The organism is Mycolicibacter heraklionensis (assembly GCF_019645815.1).
GTDB classification, from domain to species: Bacteria; Actinomycetota; Actinomycetes; order Mycobacteriales; family Mycobacteriaceae; genus Mycobacterium; species Mycobacterium heraklionense.
Window position 1 is genome coordinate 2,836,741 of record NZ_CP080997.1, and the last position, 17,679, is coordinate 2,854,419.

Below are 17,679 nucleotides of genomic sequence, written 5' to 3' on the forward strand. Positions count from 1 at the left end.
AACCTGTTCGCCGACCTCGCCGCCGGCACCTGGTGATCAGCGGCGACGGATGATCGCCCGCAACCGCGCCAACCGCCCGCCGATCTCGCGCTCAGCTCCCCGGCCGGTGGGCTGATAGTAGTCCACACCGACCAGATCGTCGGGTGGATACTGTTGCGGCACAACGCCGTCCGGATGATCGTGGGCGTAGCGGTAGCCGACCGCATTGCCCAGCGACTGCGCGCCCGCATAGTGCCCGTCGCGCAGGTGCGCCGGAACCGCCCCAGCCTTGCCGGCCCGGATGTCGGCCATCGCCGCGCCCAGCGCGGTGGTCACCGCGTTGGACTTCGGCGCGGTTGCCAGGTGCACGGTGGCGTGCGCCAGCGTCAGCTGCGCCTCGGGCATACCGATCAGCGCGACGGTCTGCGCAGCGGCCACCGCGGTCTGCAGCGCGGTCGGGTCGCCCATCCCGATGTCCTCGCTGGCCAGGATCATCAGCCGGCGGGCGATGAACCGCGGATCCTCCCCCGCCACCAGCATCCGGGCCAAGTAGTGCAGTGCGGCATCGACGTCGGAGCCGCGCACCGACTTGATGAACGCGCTGATGACGTCGTAGTGCTGGTCGCCGTCGCGGTCGTAGCGAACCGCGGCCTGATCCAGGGATCCCTCGACGATCTCGACGGTCACCCGCCCGCCCGCCTCAGCCGCCACTTCCAGTGCGGTCAAGGCCCGGCGGGCGTCCCCGGCGGCCAGCCGGACCAGCAGATCGACGGCGTCGGGCGCCACCTCGACGCGTCCGCCCAGGCCGCGTTCGTCGTCGATGGCGCGACGCACCACCGTGGCGATGTCCTCCGGGCCGAGCGGACGCAGCTGCAGGATCAGCGACCGGCTCAGCAGCGGGGCGACCACCGAGAACGACGGGTTCTCGGTGGTGGCTGCCACCAGCAGCACCACCCGGTTCTCCACCGCGGCCAGCAACGCGTCCTGCTGGGTCTTGGAGAACCGGTGCACCTCATCGATGAACAACACCGTCTGCTCGCCGTACGCCGCCGCGCGCCGGGCGGTGTCGATCACGGCGCGCACCTCTTTGACCCCGGCACTCAGCGCCGACAACGCTTCGAAGCGCCGCCCGGTGGCGCCGGAGATCAGCGAGGCCAGCGTGGTCTTACCGGTGCCCGGCGGACCGTAGAGAATGACCGACGCCGCCCCGGAGCCGTCGACCAGCCGGCGCAGCGGCGAGCCCGGCCCCAGCAGGTGATCCTGGCCGACCACCTCGTCGAGGGACGCCGGACGCATCCGCACCGCCAGCGGCGTGGAGGTGGCACCGGACTCATGCGGCTCATGCGCCGGGGCGCCGGTCAGGTCGAACAGTCCATCGGACACGCCTTCAGGCATACCATTCCCGCCTGAGCACCGTGACGTCAGCGGTGCACGATCACCCCGCGGATGTTCTTGCCGTCGCGCAGGTCCTGGTAACCCTCGTTGACCTGCTCCAAGGTGTAGCGGCGGGTGACCAGCTCGTCGAGCTTGAGCTGGCCGGCGTCATAAAGGCGCAACAGCCGCACGATGTCGTACTGCGGGTTGGCCCCGCCGAACAGGGTGCCCTTGATGGTTTTGCCGAACAGTGCCAGCTGGGTGCCGGAGACCTGCACGTTGAGGTCGTCCATGCGGCCCAGGGCGGCGACGACGACGGTGCCGCCCTTACCGACCGTGTTGAACGCCGCCGTCGTCACGGCCTCGTCCAGGTCGCCGACGGTGATCAGCGCCTGGTCGGCCATCTGCCCCCAGGTGAGTTCGGCGATCTTGACCATCGCCTCGTCGGCGGTGGCGAACGCATGCGTGGCACCCAGCTTCAAGGCCGTCTCGCGTTTGAACGCCACCGGGTCGACCGCCACCACGTACTTGGCGCCGGCATGCGCGGCGCCCTGCACGGCGTTGATGCCGACCCCGCCGATGCCGTAGATCACCACGGTGTCCCCGGCGCGCACCCCACCGTCGTAGTTGGCCGTGGCCCAGCCGGTCGGCACCCCGCAGCCGACCAGCACCGCGGTCTCCAGCGGCAGCCAGTCGTCGACCTTGACCACCGACTGCTGGGGGACGGTCGCACGCTCGGCAAAGGTGCCCAGCATGCAGAACCCGCCGTAATCGGTTCCACCCGAGTGGAATCGGAACGTGCCGTCGGGCATACAGCCCTCCAGGATGGTGGCGCCCATGTCGCACAGGTTCTGCCGTCCGGTCGAGCAGTACCGGCAGGTGCCGCAGCTGGGGATGAAGCAGCACACCACGTGATCGCCCGGTTTGACCTTGGTGACCCCGGGGCCGACGTCCTCGATGATCCCGGAGCCCTCGTGCCCGCCGACGATCGGGAACCGCGCCGGCCAGTCGCCGTCGGCCAGGTGCAAGTCCGAATGGCACAGCCCGGCGGCGGTGAACTTGATCAGCACCTCGCCCGGGCCGGGCCCGTCGAGGTCCAACTCCATGATCTCGAAAGGCTGGTTGGGCGCATGGGCCACGGCGGCAATTGTTTTCATGCCCGCCATCCAACTCGCTCAGGCGGCCCCGGTGGCCCGATTCAGCCGGATTCAACCGGATCGTCACGCCGGTCCAGCTTCGCCTCTCCTGCGTCGAGGCTCGCTAACCGCCGGATTGGGTCACGAAGTCGATCAGCTCCTCGACCCGGCCGATCAGCTCGGGCTCCAGGTCGGTCCAGTCCCGCACCCGGCCCCGGATGCGCTGCCAGGCAGCGGCGATGTCGGCCTGGCCGGTGTGCGGCCAGCCCAGTGCAGCACAGATCCCGTGCTTCCACTCCACGTTGCGCGGGATCTTCGGCCACACCTCCAATCCCAGCCGCCCCGGCTTCACGGCCTGCCAGATATCGACGTAGGGATGTCCCACGATCAGGGTGTGCGCACCGCCCGGCCCACGGCGCACCGCCTCCGCGATGCGGGTCTCCTTGGAGCCGGCGACCAGGTGGTCGACCAGCACCCCGAGGCGTCGGCCCGGCCCGGGCTGGAATTCGGCGACGATGCCGGCCAGGTCGTCGATGCCGCCGAGGTACTCGACCACCACACCCTCGATGCGCAGGTCCTCACCCCAGACCTGCTCGACGAGTTCGGCGTCGTGGCGGCCCTCCACGTAGATCCGACTGGCCAGTGCGACCTTGGCGCGGGTGCCCCGCACCGCCACCGAACCCGACGCCGTTCGGGCGGGTGCCGCCGGCGCCGTGGGCCTGGCCTCGGTCAGAATCACCGGCTTGCCGTCGATCAGGTAGCCCGGGCCGACCGGGAATCCACGGGTGCGTCCGTGCCGGTCCTCGAGGTCCATCCGACCGTAGGCGATCCGCACGACGGCCCCGACGTAGCCGCTCTGGGCGTCTTCGACCACCATGCCGCGTTCCACCGGCACCTCCACCGAGCGGACTTTGCGGGCGGCGTGCGGGTTGTTGGAGAGGATGTCGGTTCCATAGCGGTCGGCCACCCGAGGCAGCCTAGGGGCGTCTGGCCATGCCCCCGGGGAACCGGGCGCGCGATTCCAGCGATTTTTTCTCGGCTGGGTCAGCTCGGGGCGCCCGCGCGCCGGGATCGCCCAACTACCACTCTGACCTCAATAGTCACTTCAGCAACATTAGTAACTCAAAATTCTCTTAATTTCTAAGAGATCTCTCGCAACATACGTAACAATCACAACTTCATTAACTCAAACAACTGTTGTTTACTTTTACCTCAACTTATAACAACAAACTCATTTGCATCTTTAGGTGACCAAAATGTGCAATTTCATCATTTATCGCGTTATGCTCGGAAACCTCACTGATAGACACCTATCACGGAGGTTGTGATATGTACCGGAACACGGCACGGCGTGTCGTGCAGTTCGGACGGCGGCAGCTGACTTGGGCCACGTCCGGGCTGATCACCGGGGGGATTGTGGGCACGCTGCTGTCCTCGGCAGGAGTGGCCCACGCGGATAACGTGGCGATGGGCTGGGATGCGGTCGCACAATGCGAATCGGGCGGCAACTGGGCCGCCGATACCGGCAATGGTTTCTATGGCGGGCTGCAGTTCAAACCGTCGACCTGGCGTGCATTCGGCGGTGTGGGATCGCCGGCGAAGGCATCGCGGGAAGAACAGATCGCCGTCGCCACTCGGGTTCTCGACGAGCAGGGCCCGTATGCGTGGCCGAAATGCGGACCGGGACGGGTATTCCCGTCGTCGGTGAAAGGCTGGGTGCCGCCGGCGATGCGCCAGCTGCTCAAACCGTTCTGGTGAGTCCGGCTACTGCGGCTTCGGCGACAGCACCGCCTGGGTCTGGGTGACCCTGGCGACCAGTTTGCCGTTGTCGTCGCTCAGGTCGGTCTGCACGACGATCGTCGTGCGCCCGACGTGCAGCGGAATGCTGGTCGCCGTCACAGCGCCGTCACGCACCGCGCGGAAGAAGTTGGTCTTCGACTCGATGGTCGACGTGCTGGCGCCCTGCGGCAGGTTGACCACCGCGCACACCGCCCCTGCGGTGTCGGCGAACGCCATCAACGCTCCCCCGTGCAGCATCCCGCCGGTGGTGCAGCGCTCCGGCGCCCACGCCATGGTCGCGCGAACCTCTTGCGGTGACAGCTCAGCGATCTCGATCTGCAGCGCCGCCGCGAACGGCATGTTGGCGACCACCAATCGGGCGAACTCGGCCGAATCCATACCCGTCAGCCTTGCCGACCGTCAGGCCGCTGTCTAGCGCCTGCGCCTCAGCGCTGGTGGGGCACCGCGTCGATGCCGGCTTCCTTGCGCTGAGCCGCGGTGATCGGCGCCGGTGCGTCGGTCAGCGGATCGATGCCGCCGCCGGACTTCGGGAACGCGATGACCTCGCGGATCGAGTCGACTCCGGCCAGCAACGCCACCACCCGATCCCAGCCGAACGCCAGGCCGCCGTGCGGAGGCGCGCCGAAACTGAAGGCGTCCAACAGGAATCCGAACTTCTCCTGCGCCGCCGCCTCATCGATCCCCATCACCTTGAAGACCTGCTGCTGGATGTCGCGGCGGTGGATACGGATCGAGCCGCCGCCGATCTCGTTGCCATTGCAGACCACGTCGTAGGCGTCGGCGAGCACCGCGCCGGGATCGGACTCGACGCTGTCGGCGTGCCCCGGCTTGGGCGCGGTAAACGCGTGGTGCACCGCGGTCCAGGCGCCCGCGCCGACCGCGACGTCACCGGCCGCGGTGGCGTCCCCGGCGGGCTCGAACAGCGGCGGGTCGACCACCCAGGTGAACGCCCAGGCTCCTTCATCGATCAGGCCCAGACGCCGGGCGATCTCGCCACGAGCGGCCCCCAGCAAGGCCCGAGACGGCTTAGCCGGTCCGGCCGCAAAGAAGATGCAGTCCCCCGGTGCGGCACCGACGTGCCCGGCCAGCCCGGCGCGCTCAGCGTCGGTCAGGTTCTTGGCCACCGGTCCGGACAGCTCTCCGTCCTCGCCGACCAGCACGTACGCCAAGCCCTTGGCGCCGCGCTGTTTGGCCCACTCCTGCCAGCCGTCGAGGGTACGGCGCGGCTGCGACGCCCCGCCCGGCATAACCACCGCGCCCACATAGGGGGCCTGAAACACCCGGAACGTGGTGTCGGAGAAGAACTCCGTACACTCCACCAGCTCCAAACCGAACCGCAGGTCGGGCTTGTCAGAGCCGAACCGGCGCATCGCGTCGGCGTAGGTCATCCGGGGCAGCGGCAACGGCAGGTCGTAGCCGATCAGTGCCCACAGCGCCTTGAGCACCTGTTCGGCGACGCCGATCACGTCCTCGGCGTCGACGAAGCTCATCTCCAGGTCCAGCTGGGTGAACTCCGGCTGACGGTCGGCGCGGAAGTCCTCGTCGCGGTAGCAGCGGGCGATCTGGTAGTAGCGCTCCATACCGGCCACCATCAGCAGCTGCTTGAACAGCTGCGGGCTCTGCGGCAACGCGTAGAACGAACCGGGCTGCAGCCGCGCCGGAACCAGGAAGTCGCGCGCCCCCTCGGGGGTAGAGCGGGTCAGCGTGGGGGTTTCGATCTCCACGAAGTCGTGGGCGGCCAGCACGGCGCGGGCGGCCGCGCTCACCTTGGAGCGCAGCCGCAGCGCAGCACCGGGGCCGTCTTCACGACGCAGATCCAGGTATCGGTAGCGCAGCCGGGCCTCCTCGCCGGCCGACTCGTCGAGCTGGAACGGCAACGGCGCGGCCTCGTTGAGCACCGTCAGTTCGGTCGCGTTGACCTCGATGGCCCCGGTGGGCAGGTCCGGGTTCTCATTGCCCTCGGGGCGGACCTCGACACCACCGGTGACCGCTACGCAGAACTCCGCCCGCAACCGATGCGCCTGCTCCAGAACAGCGGCGTCGCGGAATACCACCTGCGCCACCCCGGAGGCGTCGCGCAGGTCGATGAAGATGACACCGCCGTGGTCACGTCGGCGCGCCACCCAACCGGCAAGCGTGACGCTGCGCCCGGCGTCGGTGGCCCGCAGTGAGCCGGCGTCGTGGCTGCGCAGCACAAATACCCCCTTGGTGCGGATGGTTCGATAACGGTTTGACGGTCGCCAAGTCTAGAGGCCCTTCGTGGCACTGCCCCGCGCCGGTCGGTGCTTTAAGCTGGCTCACTGTGACCAATGGCAGTGATGACCTCGACTTTGATTACGACGACGAGGACGAGGACGAGGACTACGACGACGACGAAGTCGCTGCCCCTAAGCAGAACAAGAGCCTCAAATGGGGGTTGGCCGCGGTAGTCGTGCTGGCGGTGGTTGCGCTGGTGTTGGTCGCGGTGGTGCTGATGGGCGGCGACCCCGGTAAGGGTTCGCTGGACGGCTCGGCCTCCAGCCGCAACGCGGCGGCTTCGGGCATCGCCAGCGCGGACGACACCGGCCCGGTCTCGATCATCATGAATGACCCCAGTTGCACCGCGTGGATATCGATCAGCGGCAATTTGTCCAGCACGCTGTCGATGCTCGGACAGGGCAAGTGGAACGAGCGCGATCAGTCGATTCCGGCGTCGGCGTGGAACGACGAGCAGAAGAAGCAGTACCTGGCCGCCGGCCAGGTGGTGCGCAACGCTGCCGCCCAGACCGTGGGTCTGGTGAAGCTGACTCCGCACCGGGTGATGCGAGAACTCTACGAGCAGTTCATCGCTTATGCCCGGACCTTCGTCGAGCACATTCCCACCTACACCGAGCGGGACGCTGCTCTGGCCGGTACCGCGCACAGCGCCGCTTCGGCGCTGGCCGCGATCTGCGCAGCCGCCAACAACGGATCGGCAGCGACCCGCGCGCCGCTGGTCGAAGCGCAGGCCTCACCCACCAAGACCGCCTCGCCGGGCAACCCCGCCAACCCGCAGCGCTATTTGACCGGGTCCAATCCGGTGTGCGCGGACTGGAAGGCCACGCTGGAAAAGTTCGGTGTCGATGCCGCCGAATGGCACGGGATCGACCCCAGCATCCCCGGGACCTACTGGAACCCGCAGCAGAAGGCGATCAACCTGGCCGTCGGGCCCATCATGATCAGCTTGGCCAACAAGATGCAGCAGCTGGGCCGCCGCAGCAACAACCCCACCCTGCAGGACTTCGCGGAGCTGTCCGCCCAGTACCGGCGGGCGTTCGTGTTGGCGCTGCCGACCTACGACCCGACCGACAACTATCTGGCCAATGCCGCGACATTCCTGTCCACCACGGTGCTGGGCGCCTGCTCGGCGGCAGCGACGACGGGGTAACGACAGTGCAGTAACACGCCGAAAGTGGCCGGGGCGAATCCGCCCCGGCCACTTTCGGTCCGGCCCATCAAACCCGGCGCCCGTTCGCTCTCCCCCTAGAACGCAAGAAACCGGCGCAGCCTGCGGGCTGCGCCGGTTTCTTGATCGAAACTGGCTTGGATCAGGCCCAGCTGGAGCCCACCGAGGCGTCGGTGTTGGCCATGTTGTTGCCCGCCGACTGCACCTTCTGACCGTGAGAGTTGGCCTGCTCGTAGATCACCGCGAAGTTGCGGCCCAACTGCGCCACAAACTCCTGGCACGCCACCGAACCCGCACCACCCCAGAAGTCACCGGCAGCCAGCACATCGTGCACGATCGCCTGGTGCTCAGCCTCCAACGACGCCGCCTGGGCACGAATCAACGCACCGTGGGCATCCACATCACCGAACTGGTAGTTAATCGACATCTGCGGTTCTCCTTCTAGCTCGACAGGATCTGCTGAGAAGCAGCTTCCTGCTGCTCGTAGTGGTTAGCGTCGCGAATCAGCCCATCCCGCACCCCGTGCAGCATGTTCACGATGTTGCGAAACGCGGTCTGCATCTGACCCATGGTGTCCATCGACGTCCGCTCCGCCAGACCACCCCAACCCGCACCGGAGATGTTGGTCGACGACGCCCACATCCGACGCGCCTCGTCCTCCACCGTCTGCGCATGCACATCAAAACGGCCCGCCATCGAACGCATCGCGTCCGGATCAGTCATAAAACGTGTTGCCATGTTTTTCTCCCTCTTGCTCGGAATTCGTTGTGATGCCGGGCGCCGACCCGGCGGACACGTGTGTGTTCAGGCCCCTTCCGCTACCCGCCAGCCGGCGAACGGGGCATAACTTTGGGGGCCTTGGCGGCTATCGCGCCCATTCCACGCCCGGCCATCGCGCCCATCATGGCGTGGCCGAACGGGCCGCCCGGCAGCCCGGAGGCCGCCGACATGGTCTGGATCGGGGCACTGACCGTGGTGGCGGGCAGCACCGGGGCGGCGCGGACCATGCCGTCGGCGGCCGTCGCCCAGGCTCCCGGCACCTTCAGTGCGCCCATGGAGGCGGCCTGGCCGAGCTTGGCGGAGATCGCGTTGGTGGCCGAGCTGAAGTGGCCGGCGAGCACGCCGACGGCGCCTTGCAGCTTGTCGTTGACGAAGTCGCCGATCTGGGTCATCAAAGTGCCGGCACCGCTCGCGCCGGCGGTCTGTCCCGCCAAGGCGCCCGCCGTACCGCCTACTGCCCCCATCCGGGCGAGCTGCGGCAGCATCATCAGGAAACGCACGCCCATCATGCCGATGGAGGAAGCCCCGGTGAGCGGTGAAATCGCGGAGTTCAGCTGGCTCATCGGGGTGGCCATCAAGGTGTCCATGCTGGACGGCAAGACGCTGGTGTCGAGCCCGAGCGCGTTGAGGTAACTACCCACTGTGGTGAAGTCGTAGCCCGAGTTGCCAGGGACTCCGGTACCGGGCTGCGGACCTCCTTCGGCCGACCCCGGCGTGGTCGCCTGTGCGGACTGCGGCACCGCCGAGGGCTGCTGCAGCGCGTTGTTATTGGCCTCGGCCGAGGCGCTGTAGGTGTCCATCGCGGCGCCGTCGGTCGCCCACATCACTTCGTACTGGTGCTCGGTGGCCTGGATCAGCGGGGTGTTCTGGCCGAAGAAGTTGGTCGAGATCAAGGCCAGCAGCATCGCCCGGTTAGCCGCGATCACGGCGGGCGGCACCGACGCGGCCCGCGCCGCCTCGAACAGCCCGGCCGCCTGGGTGGCCAGTGCGGCGTTCGTTGCGGCAGTGGCCGAGGCCTGCTCCAGCCAGGCCACATAGGGGGCGGTCGAGGCTGTCGCCGCAGCCGAGCCGACCCCGGTCCAGGTCGAGTCCAGGTTCGCGATCACCGAGTGCGTCGCTGTTGCCGACGTCATCAACTCGCTCGAGAGCTGGGTCCACGCTGCCGCGGCCTCCAGCAGTGGACCCGAACCGGGCCCGGTATAGATCAACCCGGAGTTGATCTCCGGTGGAAAGATACTGAAGCTCATCGATACGCCCCGCTTCAGCCGGCGGCCGCGGCGTTGACAGCCTCGGCGAGGGCGTAAGCGTTCGCGTTGCTACCCAAGGTGGCCGCGATCTGCTGGTGCACCGCCGCCGCCTGCGCACTGAGCTCCTGGAACAGGGACCCGTGGGCCGAGAACTGGGCAGCCGTCATCGCCGACACCAGGTCGGCGGCGGGCGCCGTGACACCCGTGGTGGGAGCAGCAGCGGCGGAGACCCCCGCGGTCATCGAGTCGCCGATACCGGAAAGGCTTCCGGCGGCCGCCGTCAGAATCTCTGGCTGAGCGGTTACGAACGACATTGTTCCTCCTGGGGGCGTGCAAGCGTCTAGTTGAAGTGTGGGTGGGAGTGTTGGGTATTCGAAGTCTGCGTCAATACTTGACGTAGATCACTCTAGCGGACAGTTGTAATAACGGTCTGATAAAGCTGGGGCTGCCGAGACGAACGAGAACTCGCGGCCGGCGCACCACCGGTCCCTGGAAGCACGAGTTGACACGTTCACCGAGCAGACAACCTCTCTTGCAAGTTAGGGCAGATAGCTGCGGCGGCCGTCGCGGGAAGAGTCCGATTGCGGCCGGATGCAGAACGTAACACCGCCGCGACCACGCGGTACAGCGGCGCGACAAACATTCAGTAAAGGTTTGGGATCTGGTCAGACAACGCTCTATTCACTTAGCCAAGGCGCGGATTTGTGGCGTCGAACCGGGCTGAACCGGGCCTGGGGGCGGGGGCCGGTGTGCGAAGCTAAGGTGCCCAAATCGGCCGGCAGGCCCCCATCAACCTACGGACAACCCCACGGAGCGTGCGATGACCTTCAACGAGGGTATGCAGATCGATACCAGCACCACCTCCTCAGGCGGCGGCGGCCGTGGGATGGCGATCGGTGGCGGCGTGGCCGGCCTGGTGATCCTGGTGGTGGCGCTGTTGCTGGGGGCCGATCCCGGCGATGTGCTCAGCCAACAGCCCGTGGATCCGGGCCAGTACACGGCACCGGGTTTCGACCTCGATAAGTGCCGGACCGGCCAAGACGCCAACAAATACGTGCAGTGCCGGGTGGTCGCCACGGCCAACTCGGTGGATGCGGTGTGGTCAGACCTGCTGCGCGGGTACACCCGTCCGCGCGTGCAGCTGTTCAGCGGACAGACGTCCACCGCCTGTGGGGCGGCCAGCAGTGCCGTCGGACCGTTCTACTGCCCCGCGGACCAGACCGCCTACTTCGATACCGACTTCTTCAAGGTGCTGGTCGACCGGTTCGGCTCCAGCAGCGGGCCGCTCGCGCAGGAGTACGTGGTCGCCCACGAGTTCGGCCACCACGTGCAGAACCTGCTCGGCGTGCTCGGCCGGGCTCAAACCGGAGCCCAGGGCGCGTCCGGTGCCGGCGTGCGCACCGAGCTGCAGGCCGACTGCTACGCCGGGGTGTGGGCGCACTATGCGTCGGTGACCAAGCAGGAGGGCACCGGGGTGCCGTTCCTGAAGCCGCTCACTGACCAGGACATCAGCGATGCGTTGTCGGCGGCGTCGTCGGTGGGTGACGACCGCATCCAGGAGGCCGCCACCGGCCGGGTCAATCCGGAGTCCTGGACCCACGGCGCGTCGGCGCAGCGTCAGCACTGGTTCACCGTCGGCTATCAGACCGGAGACCCCAACCAGTGCGACACCTTCGCCGCCAGCGACTTGGGCTAAACCGCGAGTAGCCCGCGCAGCTCGGCACGGCCGGCCTCGTCGAGCGGCAACAGTGGGCGGCGCGGTTCGCCAGCCGGTACCCCGAGCATGTCCAGGCCGGCCTTGACCGTGGTGGGCAGGCCGCCGGCCACGATGAACTCCAGCAGCGGCTTGAGTTCGTGGTAAAGCGCCTGGGCCCGGTCCAGCTCACCGGCCGTGACCGCGGTGTAGAGCTCCAGGCACGGCTGCGGACGCAGATTGGGCGCCGCGGTGCACCAGCCGGCGGCGCCGGCACGCAGCGCGTCGAGCACCAGCGGGTTGCTGCCGTTGAAGAACGGCAGCCGCCCGCCGGTCAGCTCGGCGATCCGCTGCATCCGGCTCAGGTCGCCGGTGGACTCCTTGACCATCGTGACGTGCTCGATGCTCTCGAACATGCCGACCAGCAGTTCCGGACTCATGTCGACCCCGGAGGTCGCCGGGTTGTTGTACGCCACGATGTCGATGTCGATGGCGTCCGAGATGGCCGCGTAGTGCGCGATGATCTCGCGTTCGGAGAGTTTCCAGTACGACACCGGTGCGACCATCACCGCGTCGGCGCCGGCCCGCGCGGCATAGCGGGCGCGGCGCACGGTACCTGCGGTGGTCAGGTCCGACACCCCCACCAGCACGGGCAGCCGTCCGGCGACTGCGTCGATCGAGGCGTCGACGCAGGTGTCGAATTCACCCTCGTCGAGGTAGGCGAGCTCGCCGGTGCTGCCCAATGGGGCGATGGCGTGCACCCCGGCCTCGATCAGCCGGTCGATGACGGTGGCCAGGACCACGGTGTCGATGCCGCCGTCACGGAACGGTGTCACCGGATAGCCGATAACGCCGTGCAACTGTGCTGCCACGAGGGACTCCTTGCTTATCGGGTGATCGCGTCGGGGTGCCCGGCCAGTGCGCGGCGGGCGTAGTAGGCGAAGTTGGCCTGGCTGCGGTTGGGCAGCAGCGTCCAGTCGTGGGCTTCGCGGGCCAGCTTCTCGGGGAGCTCCTTGATGGTCCCGGCGGCCATGGCAGCCAGTTGCAGTGCGGCGGCGCGCTCGATCAGCACCGCCAGTGAGCAGGCCTCCTCCACGCTGGCGCCGGCCACGATCTGGCCGTGGTGCGCCAGCAGGATCGCCTTCTTGTCGCCGAGGGCCGCGGAGATGATCTCGCCCTCCTCGTTTCCGACCGGAACCCCCGGCCAGAGCGGCAGAAAGGCGCAGTCGTCGTAGAGCGGTGTGGTGTCCATGTGCGAGACGACCAGCGGGGTTTCCAGCATGGAGAGCGCTGCGACGTGAAACGGATGGGTGTGCACGATGCACTGCACATCCGGGCGGGCCCGGTAGATCCAGCTGTGGAAACGGTTGGCGGGGTTGGCCATACCCTCGCCCTCGATGACATTCAGGTCTTCGTCGACAAGCAGCAGATTAGCGTCGGTGATCTCGTCGAACCCGAGACCGAGCCGCTGGGTGTAGTAGGTGCCCGGGGCCTCGGCCCGGGCGGTGATCTGCCCGGCCAGGCCGGAGTCATGTCCACGGTCGGACAGCGCCCGGCAGGTCAGCGCCAGCTTTTGGCGAGTGGACCACTGGGTTCCGGCGAAGTTCTCCGCGAAGCGTTGCTCCGCGCGTTGCATGAGATCGGATTTGGAATGGTCGAATGTGGTGCCCATGGCAGCTCCTCGGTCACGGGAGATGATGACACGACTATATGCGATAGGACACCTTGTGTCATCTGCTGTGTCATCATGGGTCCATGACGGAACTGCTGCGCACCGTTCGCAAGCAGCGAGGCCTCACCCTCGAAGGACTCGCCGAGCGCACGGGACTGACCAAGAGCTACCTGTCCAAGATCGAACGCAGTCGCAGTACGCCGTCCATCGCGACGGCTATCAAGGTGGCGCGGGCCCTGGACGTCGATGTGGCGCAACTGTTCTCCGAGCGCGGGCACCAGGACATGATCGCCGTAGACCGGGCCGCGGACCGCGGCCAGGATCGGCAGCGCTACCGCGCGATAGCCGCGAACATGCTGGGAAAGTCGATGTCCCCGTTCGTGGTTCGCCCCTCCGGGCACGCCGACCGCCGCGGAGACGGTGAAGTCGATCCGCTGCACACGCTCCATCAGGGCCAGGAGTTCGTATTCGTCCATGCCGGGACTGTGGAGCTGGAGTACGGCGACGCCACCTGGACCCTGGCCGCCGGCGACAGCGCCTACTTCGACGCGTCGATCAGCCATCGCATCCGCACCGTCGGAAGCCAGCCCGCCGAGGTGCTCGTCGTTGCCGAGACGAGTTCGCAATGAGCACAGAGCTGCTGTTCTCCTACGGCACGCTGCAGCTACCCGAGGTGCAGCGCAGCACGTTCGGGCACGAGCTCGATGGCCGGCCCGATGCGATCGTCGGCTATGACCTGGACTACGTGACGATCACCGACCCGCACGTGGTGGCCGTCAGTGGCAGCGACCGTCATCCGATCCTGCGTCCGTCGGAGGCGCATGACGCCTGTGTCCCCGGCACGGTGTTCGCGATCAGCGCCGCCCAGCTGGCGGCCGCCGACGAGTACGAAGTCGACGCCTACCGGCGGATTTCGGTGCCCCTGCGCTCCGGTGCGCGAGCCTGGGTGTACGTGTTCGCCGGCTGAGCCGGATCGCTCACCAGGGCCGGGTAGCGCAGGACACTCCGCTGCCGCCCTGCTGTGACACCACCACTTCGCCGTCGACCGCGATCTCACAGTGGAACTCCGGGTTGGTGCGCAAGCCTCCGCTGGCGGTCACCAGCGCCCACTGGCTCGGATCGGCCAGCGTGGTGGTGTAGACCACCGGCTGTCCCCCGCCGATCGGCACCCGCACCGTCTCGAGGTACTCCGAGGAGTTGGCGTTGTAGGCGGCCATGCTGGGCGGGTCGGTCTTGATGTAGGAGATGTTGCCGGTCAGGTCACTGGTGGCGGTGATGGTGTAGGTGACCTCGTGGCCGCCCGTCGTGGACTTCTTCGGGGCGTCGGCCGACGGCTCCGACGCATTCTCGGTCGGGGCGGGCGTCGGGGACGGCGCCGCATTCTCGGTGGGCGATGCCGCCGGGTTCTCGGTCGGCGATGCTGGGCTGGTCTCCGGGTCCGCAAGTGACGTCGCATGGCTGGCTGCCACTCCGGCGGCGGCCATCAGCAACACCGTGCCGAACTTGACTGTCACGTTCCGCATGATCGTCATACCGCGCCACGCTACCGGAGGGCCGGCTCCGACGAGGTCCAGCAGCTGCCCCGCACGCCCGCACCCACGCTGTCAGGCGCTGCTCAACCGCCTGCGCACCTCGGCGACAACGCCGTCGATCGGCACGTCGACCTGCTCCCCGGTGGCGAGATTCTTCACGCCGACTGTGCCGGCCTCCAGGTCGCGGTCCCCGGCAACCAGGGCGATGACCGCCCCGGAGCGGTCGGCGGCGCGCATCGCTCCTTTGAGGCCGCGGTCCCCGTAAGCCAGGTCCACTCGTACCCCGGCGGCCCGCAACTGCGCGCCGATCACGGCCAGCCGCAGTTTGGCCGCCTCGGACAGGCCCACTCCGAACACATCGCATCGGGTGGTCTGCCCCACGGCCTTGCCCTCGGCGGCCAGCGCGAGCAGGGTGCGGTCCACGCCGAGCCCGAAGCCGATCCCAGACAGGTCCTGTCCCCCGAGCTGACGCATCAGCCCGTCGTAGCGGCCGCCGCCGCCGATCCCCGACTGCGCGCCCAATCCGTCGTGCACGAATTCGAAGGTGGTCTTGGTGTAGTAGTCCAGGCCACGCACCATCCGCGGGTTGATCACGTAGGGCACCCCGAGCGCGTCCAGGTGCGCCAACACGGTGTCGAAGTGTGCCTTGGCCGCATTGGAGAGGTGGTCGAGCATGACCGGGGCGTCAGCGGTCATCTCACGCACGTGCGGGCGCTTGTCGTCGAGCACCCGCAGTGGGTTCAGCTGTGCGCGCTGGCGGGTCTCCTCGTCGAGATCGAGCCCGAACAGGAACTGCTGCAACAACTCTCGATAAGCCGGTCGGCAGGTGTCGTCACCCAGCGAGGTGATCTCGAGCCGGAAGCCGTCCAGGCCCAGCGAGCGGAAGCCGGCGTCGGCGACCGCGATCACCTCGGCGTCCAGCGCCGGATCGTCCACCCCGATCGCCTCGACCCCGACCTGTTGCAGCTGCCGATAACGGCCGGCCTGCGGGCGCTCGTAACGGAAGAACGGCCCCGCATAGCAGAGCTTGGCCGGCAACTGACCGCGGTCCAGGCCGTGCTCGATCACCGCGCGCATCACGCCTGCCGTGCCCTCGGGCCGTAGCGTCACCGACCGGTCGCCGCGATCGGCAAACGTGTACATCTCTTTGGAGACCACATCGGTGGACTCCCCCACCCCGCGGGCGAACAGTGCGGTGTCCTCGAAGATCGGCAGCTCGATGTCGCCGTAACCGGCGCGGCGAGCAACCGTCAGCAGTCCGTCGCGGACCGCGACGAAACCGGCCGAGGCCGGCGGAACGTAGTCGGGCACCCCTTTGGGTGCGGCAAAGGTGCTCACGCACTCAGCCCTTCTAGGAACGGGTTGTAACGGCGCTCCGCGCCGATGGTGGTCTTGGGTCCGTGGCCGGGCAGCACCACGGTCGCGTCGTCGAGGATCAGCAGCTTGTCGACGATCGAGGTCAGCAGATCACGGCCGCTGCCTCCGGGCAGGTCGGTGCGGCCGACCGAGTTCTGAAACAGAGTGTCCCCGCTGAACACCACCTCCGCGGCATCACCTTCGACCCGGAAGACCACCGAGCCGCGGGTGTGCCCGGGCGTGTGGTCGACAGTCACCGTGGTGTCGCCCAGCCCGATCTTGTCGCCATCGCGATCCAGTTCGATCAGCTGCTTGGGCTCGGCGAACATCGCTTTGCTCAACACGCCGAACAACGCCTGCCCGGGCACCGTGCCGAAGGAGCGCAGCGGGTCGGTGAGCATGAATCGGTCCTCGGGGTGAATGTAGGTGGGACAGCCGTAGGTGTCGGACACCTTCTGCGCCGACCAGATGTGGTCGATGTGGCCGTGCGTGAGCAACACCGCGGACGGCGTCAGTCGATTCTCGTCAAGAACACGCCGCAGCCTGGCCATCGCGCGCTGCCCGGGGTCGACGACGATCGCGTCAGAGCCCTGCCGCCGCGCCAACACATAGCAGTTGCACGCCAGCATTCCAGCGGGGAATCCGGTGACCAACACGCCGACCAGTTTCCCATTGCGCGCCCGGCCGGCGGTGACGCGGTCGGCGCAGGCGCGCTCTGGCAGACTTGAGGCCCGACTCAGTCCGCGAGCCAGGAGGTTACCGCCGGTGCCCACGAACTCAGAGCGGCGTGCCGCCGCCAAGCGCAATCTGGACCAACAGGTGCAGCAGCGTGCCGAGGCAGCCCGCAAGCAGCGCCGGCTGCTGATGATCCTCGGCGCCGCGGCGGCGGTACTGCTGATCGCCGGGGTGGTGTTCGTGGTGCTGCGCGACAACGATCCGGGCAACGTCAACGCGAGCGGCTCCTCGGACTCGAGCACCTCGGAGTCCGCGGAATCCTCCGCGACGCCGGGGGCGGCGGGGCAGCTGCCGAAGTTCACCGCATCGCCGCAGCTGGGCGCCGACTGCCAGTACCCCAAGGCGCGTCCGGCCACCAAGGCCGTCGAGCCGCCGCGGTCCGGCAAGGTCCCGACCGACCCGGCCGAGGTCAGCGTGTCGATGATGACCGACCAGGGCCCCATCGGGTTGATGCTCAACAACGCCCAATCCCCTTGCACCGTCAACAGTTTCATCAGCCTGGCGGCCAAGGACTTCTTCAAAGACACCCAGTGCCACCGGCTGACCACATCGCCGATGCTCAGCGTGCTGCAATGTGGGGATCCGGCCGGCGACGGCACCGGCGGCCCGGGCTATGAGTTCGACAACGAGTACCCCACCGACCAGTACTCCTTGGGCGACCCCGCAGCCCAGCAGCCGGTCACCTATCCTCGTGGCACGGTGGCGATGGCCAACGCCGGACCCGGCACCAACGGCAGCCAGTTCTTCCTGGTCTACAAGGATTCGATGCTGCCGCCGCAGTACACGGTGTTCGGCAAGATTCAGGACGACGGCCTGGCCACCCTGGACAAGATCGCCGCGGCCGGCGTGCAGGGCGGCGGTGAAGACGGCCCGCCGGCGACCAAGGTGACCGTCAAGTCGGTGCTGCCCGACTAAGCGTGACCGAGCGGGCACTGCCCGTCTTGCGCGAGC

The 17,679-nt window shown here is 67.8% G+C and carries 20 protein-coding genes; 6 read left to right on the top strand and 14 right to left on the bottom strand.

From position 1 onward, the window contains the following. Positions 1 to 36 precede the first annotated feature (36 nt). The 3 genes from K3U94_RS13275 to K3U94_RS13285 form a co-directional block, all read right to left on the bottom strand. The gene (locus tag K3U94_RS13275) at positions 37 to 1,374 is read right to left on the bottom strand and encodes a replication-associated recombination protein A (protein WP_220694021.1); all 1,338 of its coding nucleotides are present in this window, start codon (positions 1,372 to 1,374) and stop codon (positions 37 to 39) included. Positions 1,375 to 1,400: 26 nt separating this feature from the next. Then, positions 1,401 to 2,510 (bottom strand): NDMA-dependent alcohol dehydrogenase, encoded by a 1,110-nt coding sequence (locus K3U94_RS13280; RefSeq protein WP_220694022.1) that lies wholly within the window; start codon positions 2,508 to 2,510, stop codon positions 1,401 to 1,403. 103 nt (positions 2,511 to 2,613) lie between these two features. Then, positions 2,614 to 3,456, bottom strand: coding sequence for a DUF3097 domain-containing protein (locus K3U94_RS13285; protein ID WP_220694023.1), 843 nt, complete (start codon positions 3,454 to 3,456; stop codon positions 2,614 to 2,616). A 362-nt stretch (positions 3,457 to 3,818) separates the two neighbouring features. On the opposite strand from K3U94_RS13285, the gene K3U94_RS24370 reads away from it, so the two are divergent. Next, on the top strand, positions 3,819 to 4,247 hold the full coding sequence (locus K3U94_RS24370) for a transglycosylase family protein (RefSeq protein WP_200900618.1): 429 nt from the start codon (positions 3,819 to 3,821) through the stop codon (positions 4,245 to 4,247). A gap of 6 nt (positions 4,248 to 4,253) precedes the next feature. Here K3U94_RS24370 and K3U94_RS13295 read toward each other — a convergent pair whose 3' ends face one another. Further along, entirely contained in the window at positions 4,254 to 4,667 is a 414-nt protein-coding gene (locus tag K3U94_RS13295; protein ID WP_047318075.1) for a PaaI family thioesterase, read from the bottom strand. Between the two features lie 47 nt (positions 4,668 to 4,714). After that, the gene (gene aspS, locus K3U94_RS13300) at positions 4,715 to 6,484 is read right to left on the bottom strand and encodes an aspartate--tRNA ligase (protein ID WP_047318076.1); all 1,770 of its coding nucleotides are present in this window, start codon (positions 6,482 to 6,484) and stop codon (positions 4,715 to 4,717) included. A 107-nt stretch (positions 6,485 to 6,591) separates the two neighbouring features. Here aspS and K3U94_RS13305 point away from each other — a divergent pair, with 107 nt between their 5' ends. Continuing rightward, complete coding sequence (locus K3U94_RS13305; protein ID WP_047318077.1) at positions 6,592 to 7,695, top strand: ESX-1 system-associated protein; 1,104 nt, start codon at positions 6,592 to 6,594, stop codon at positions 7,693 to 7,695. Positions 7,696 to 7,855: 160 nt separating this feature from the next. Here K3U94_RS13305 and K3U94_RS13310 read toward each other — a convergent pair whose 3' ends face one another. The 4 genes from K3U94_RS13310 to K3U94_RS13325 form a co-directional block, all read right to left on the bottom strand. Beyond that, positions 7,856 to 8,140: a WXG100 family type VII secretion target gene (locus tag K3U94_RS13310; protein WP_047317298.1), complete on the bottom strand. Its 285-nt coding sequence runs from the start codon at positions 8,138 to 8,140 to the stop codon at positions 7,856 to 7,858. A 14-nt stretch (positions 8,141 to 8,154) separates the two neighbouring features. Beyond that, complete coding sequence (locus K3U94_RS13315) at positions 8,155 to 8,451, bottom strand: WXG100 family type VII secretion target (protein ID WP_047317297.1); 297 nt, start codon at positions 8,449 to 8,451, stop codon at positions 8,155 to 8,157. Positions 8,452 to 8,531: 80 nt separating this feature from the next. Beyond that, positions 8,532 to 9,740, bottom strand: a complete 1,209-nt coding sequence (locus K3U94_RS13320) for a PPE family protein (protein ID WP_220694024.1) — start codon at positions 9,738 to 9,740, stop codon at positions 8,532 to 8,534. A 14-nt stretch (positions 9,741 to 9,754) separates the two neighbouring features. Then, positions 9,755 to 10,054 (bottom strand): PE family protein, encoded by a 300-nt coding sequence (locus tag K3U94_RS13325; protein ID WP_047321332.1) that lies wholly within the window; start codon positions 10,052 to 10,054, stop codon positions 9,755 to 9,757. Between the two features lie 506 nt (positions 10,055 to 10,560). Here K3U94_RS13325 and ypfJ point away from each other — a divergent pair. After that, the gene (ypfJ, locus tag K3U94_RS13330) at positions 10,561 to 11,436 is read left to right on the top strand and encodes a KPN_02809 family neutral zinc metallopeptidase (protein ID WP_220694025.1); all 876 of its coding nucleotides are present in this window, start codon (positions 10,561 to 10,563) and stop codon (positions 11,434 to 11,436) included. Here the strand turns inward: ypfJ and K3U94_RS13335 are convergent. Both K3U94_RS13335 and K3U94_RS13340 read right to left on the bottom strand, forming a co-directional pair. Continuing rightward, positions 11,433 to 12,305, bottom strand: coding sequence for a dihydrodipicolinate synthase family protein (locus K3U94_RS13335; protein WP_220694026.1), 873 nt, complete (start codon positions 12,303 to 12,305; stop codon positions 11,433 to 11,435). The genes ypfJ and K3U94_RS13335 overlap by 4 nt on opposite strands. Before the next feature lie 14 nt (positions 12,306 to 12,319). Further along, entirely contained in the window at positions 12,320 to 13,105 is a 786-nt protein-coding gene (locus tag K3U94_RS13340) for an aldolase (RefSeq protein WP_220694027.1), read from the bottom strand. A gap of 83 nt (positions 13,106 to 13,188) precedes the next feature. On the opposite strand from K3U94_RS13340, the gene K3U94_RS13345 reads away from it, so the two are divergent. Beyond that, complete coding sequence (locus tag K3U94_RS13345) at positions 13,189 to 13,734, top strand: helix-turn-helix domain-containing protein (protein WP_047321328.1); 546 nt, start codon at positions 13,189 to 13,191, stop codon at positions 13,732 to 13,734. Then, the gene (locus K3U94_RS13350) at positions 13,731 to 14,072 is read left to right on the top strand and encodes a gamma-glutamylcyclotransferase family protein (protein WP_047321327.1); all 342 of its coding nucleotides are present in this window, start codon (positions 13,731 to 13,733) and stop codon (positions 14,070 to 14,072) included. Before K3U94_RS13345 ends, K3U94_RS13350 begins: the two co-directional genes overlap by 4 nt. Positions 14,073 to 14,082: 10 nt before the next feature. Here the strand turns inward: K3U94_RS13350 and K3U94_RS13355 are convergent, their stop codons facing one another. The 3 genes from K3U94_RS13355 to K3U94_RS13365 form a co-directional block, all read right to left on the bottom strand. After that, complete coding sequence (locus K3U94_RS13355; RefSeq protein ID WP_220694028.1) at positions 14,083 to 14,637, bottom strand: Rv2576c family protein; 555 nt, start codon at positions 14,635 to 14,637, stop codon at positions 14,083 to 14,085. Positions 14,638 to 14,709: 72 nt separating this feature from the next. Next, positions 14,710 to 15,975 carry a histidine--tRNA ligase gene (hisS, locus tag K3U94_RS13360; RefSeq protein ID WP_220694029.1) on the bottom strand — a complete coding sequence of 422 codons (1,266 nt, stop codon included), beginning with the start codon at positions 15,973 to 15,975 and terminating at the stop codon, positions 14,710 to 14,712. Next, positions 15,972 to 16,649, bottom strand: a complete 678-nt coding sequence (locus K3U94_RS13365; protein ID WP_220696794.1) for an MBL fold metallo-hydrolase — start codon at positions 16,647 to 16,649, stop codon at positions 15,972 to 15,974. Before K3U94_RS13365 ends, hisS begins: the two co-directional genes overlap by 4 nt. Before the next feature lie 109 nt (positions 16,650 to 16,758). On the opposite strand from K3U94_RS13365, the gene K3U94_RS13370 reads away from it, so the two are divergent. Further along, positions 16,759 to 17,643, top strand: coding sequence for a peptidylprolyl isomerase (locus K3U94_RS13370; RefSeq protein WP_220694030.1), 885 nt, complete (start codon positions 16,759 to 16,761; stop codon positions 17,641 to 17,643). Positions 17,644 to 17,679 lie beyond the last annotated feature (36 nt).

Bases quoted from the DNA above. Each gene is read 5' to 3' on its own strand.
- K3U94_RS13275 (WP_220694021.1), bottom strand. From the start codon at position 1,374: ATGCCTGAAGGCGTGTCCGATGGACTGTTCGACCTGACCGGCGCCCCG.
- K3U94_RS13280 (WP_220694022.1), bottom strand. From the start codon at position 2,510: ATGAAAACAATTGCCGCCGTGGCCCATGCGCCCAACCAGCCTTTCGAG.
- K3U94_RS24370 (WP_200900618.1), top strand. From the start codon at position 3,819: ATGTACCGGAACACGGCACGGCGTGTCGTGCAGTTCGGACGGCGGCAG.
- K3U94_RS13295 (WP_047318075.1), bottom strand. From the start codon at position 4,667: ATGGATTCGGCCGAGTTCGCCCGATTGGTGGTCGCCAACATGCCGTTC.
- K3U94_RS13310 (WP_047317298.1), bottom strand. From the start codon at position 8,140: ATGTCGATTAACTACCAGTTCGGTGATGTGGATGCCCACGGTGCGTTG.
- K3U94_RS13315 (WP_047317297.1), bottom strand. From the start codon at position 8,451: ATGGCAACACGTTTTATGACTGATCCGGACGCGATGCGTTCGATGGCG.
- K3U94_RS13320 (WP_220694024.1), bottom strand. From the start codon at position 9,740: ATGAGCTTCAGTATCTTTCCACCGGAGATCAACTCCGGGTTGATCTAT.
- K3U94_RS13325 (WP_047321332.1), bottom strand. From the start codon at position 10,054: ATGTCGTTCGTAACCGCTCAGCCAGAGATTCTGACGGCGGCCGCCGGA.
- ypfJ (WP_220694025.1), top strand. From the start codon at position 10,561: ATGACCTTCAACGAGGGTATGCAGATCGATACCAGCACCACCTCCTCA.
- K3U94_RS13340 (WP_220694027.1), bottom strand. From the start codon at position 13,105: ATGGGCACCACATTCGACCATTCCAAATCCGATCTCATGCAACGCGCG.
- K3U94_RS13345 (WP_047321328.1), top strand. From the start codon at position 13,189: ATGACGGAACTGCTGCGCACCGTTCGCAAGCAGCGAGGCCTCACCCTC.
- K3U94_RS13350 (WP_047321327.1), top strand. From the start codon at position 13,731: ATGAGCACAGAGCTGCTGTTCTCCTACGGCACGCTGCAGCTACCCGAG.
- K3U94_RS13355 (WP_220694028.1), bottom strand. From the start codon at position 14,637: ATGACGATCATGCGGAACGTGACAGTCAAGTTCGGCACGGTGTTGCTG.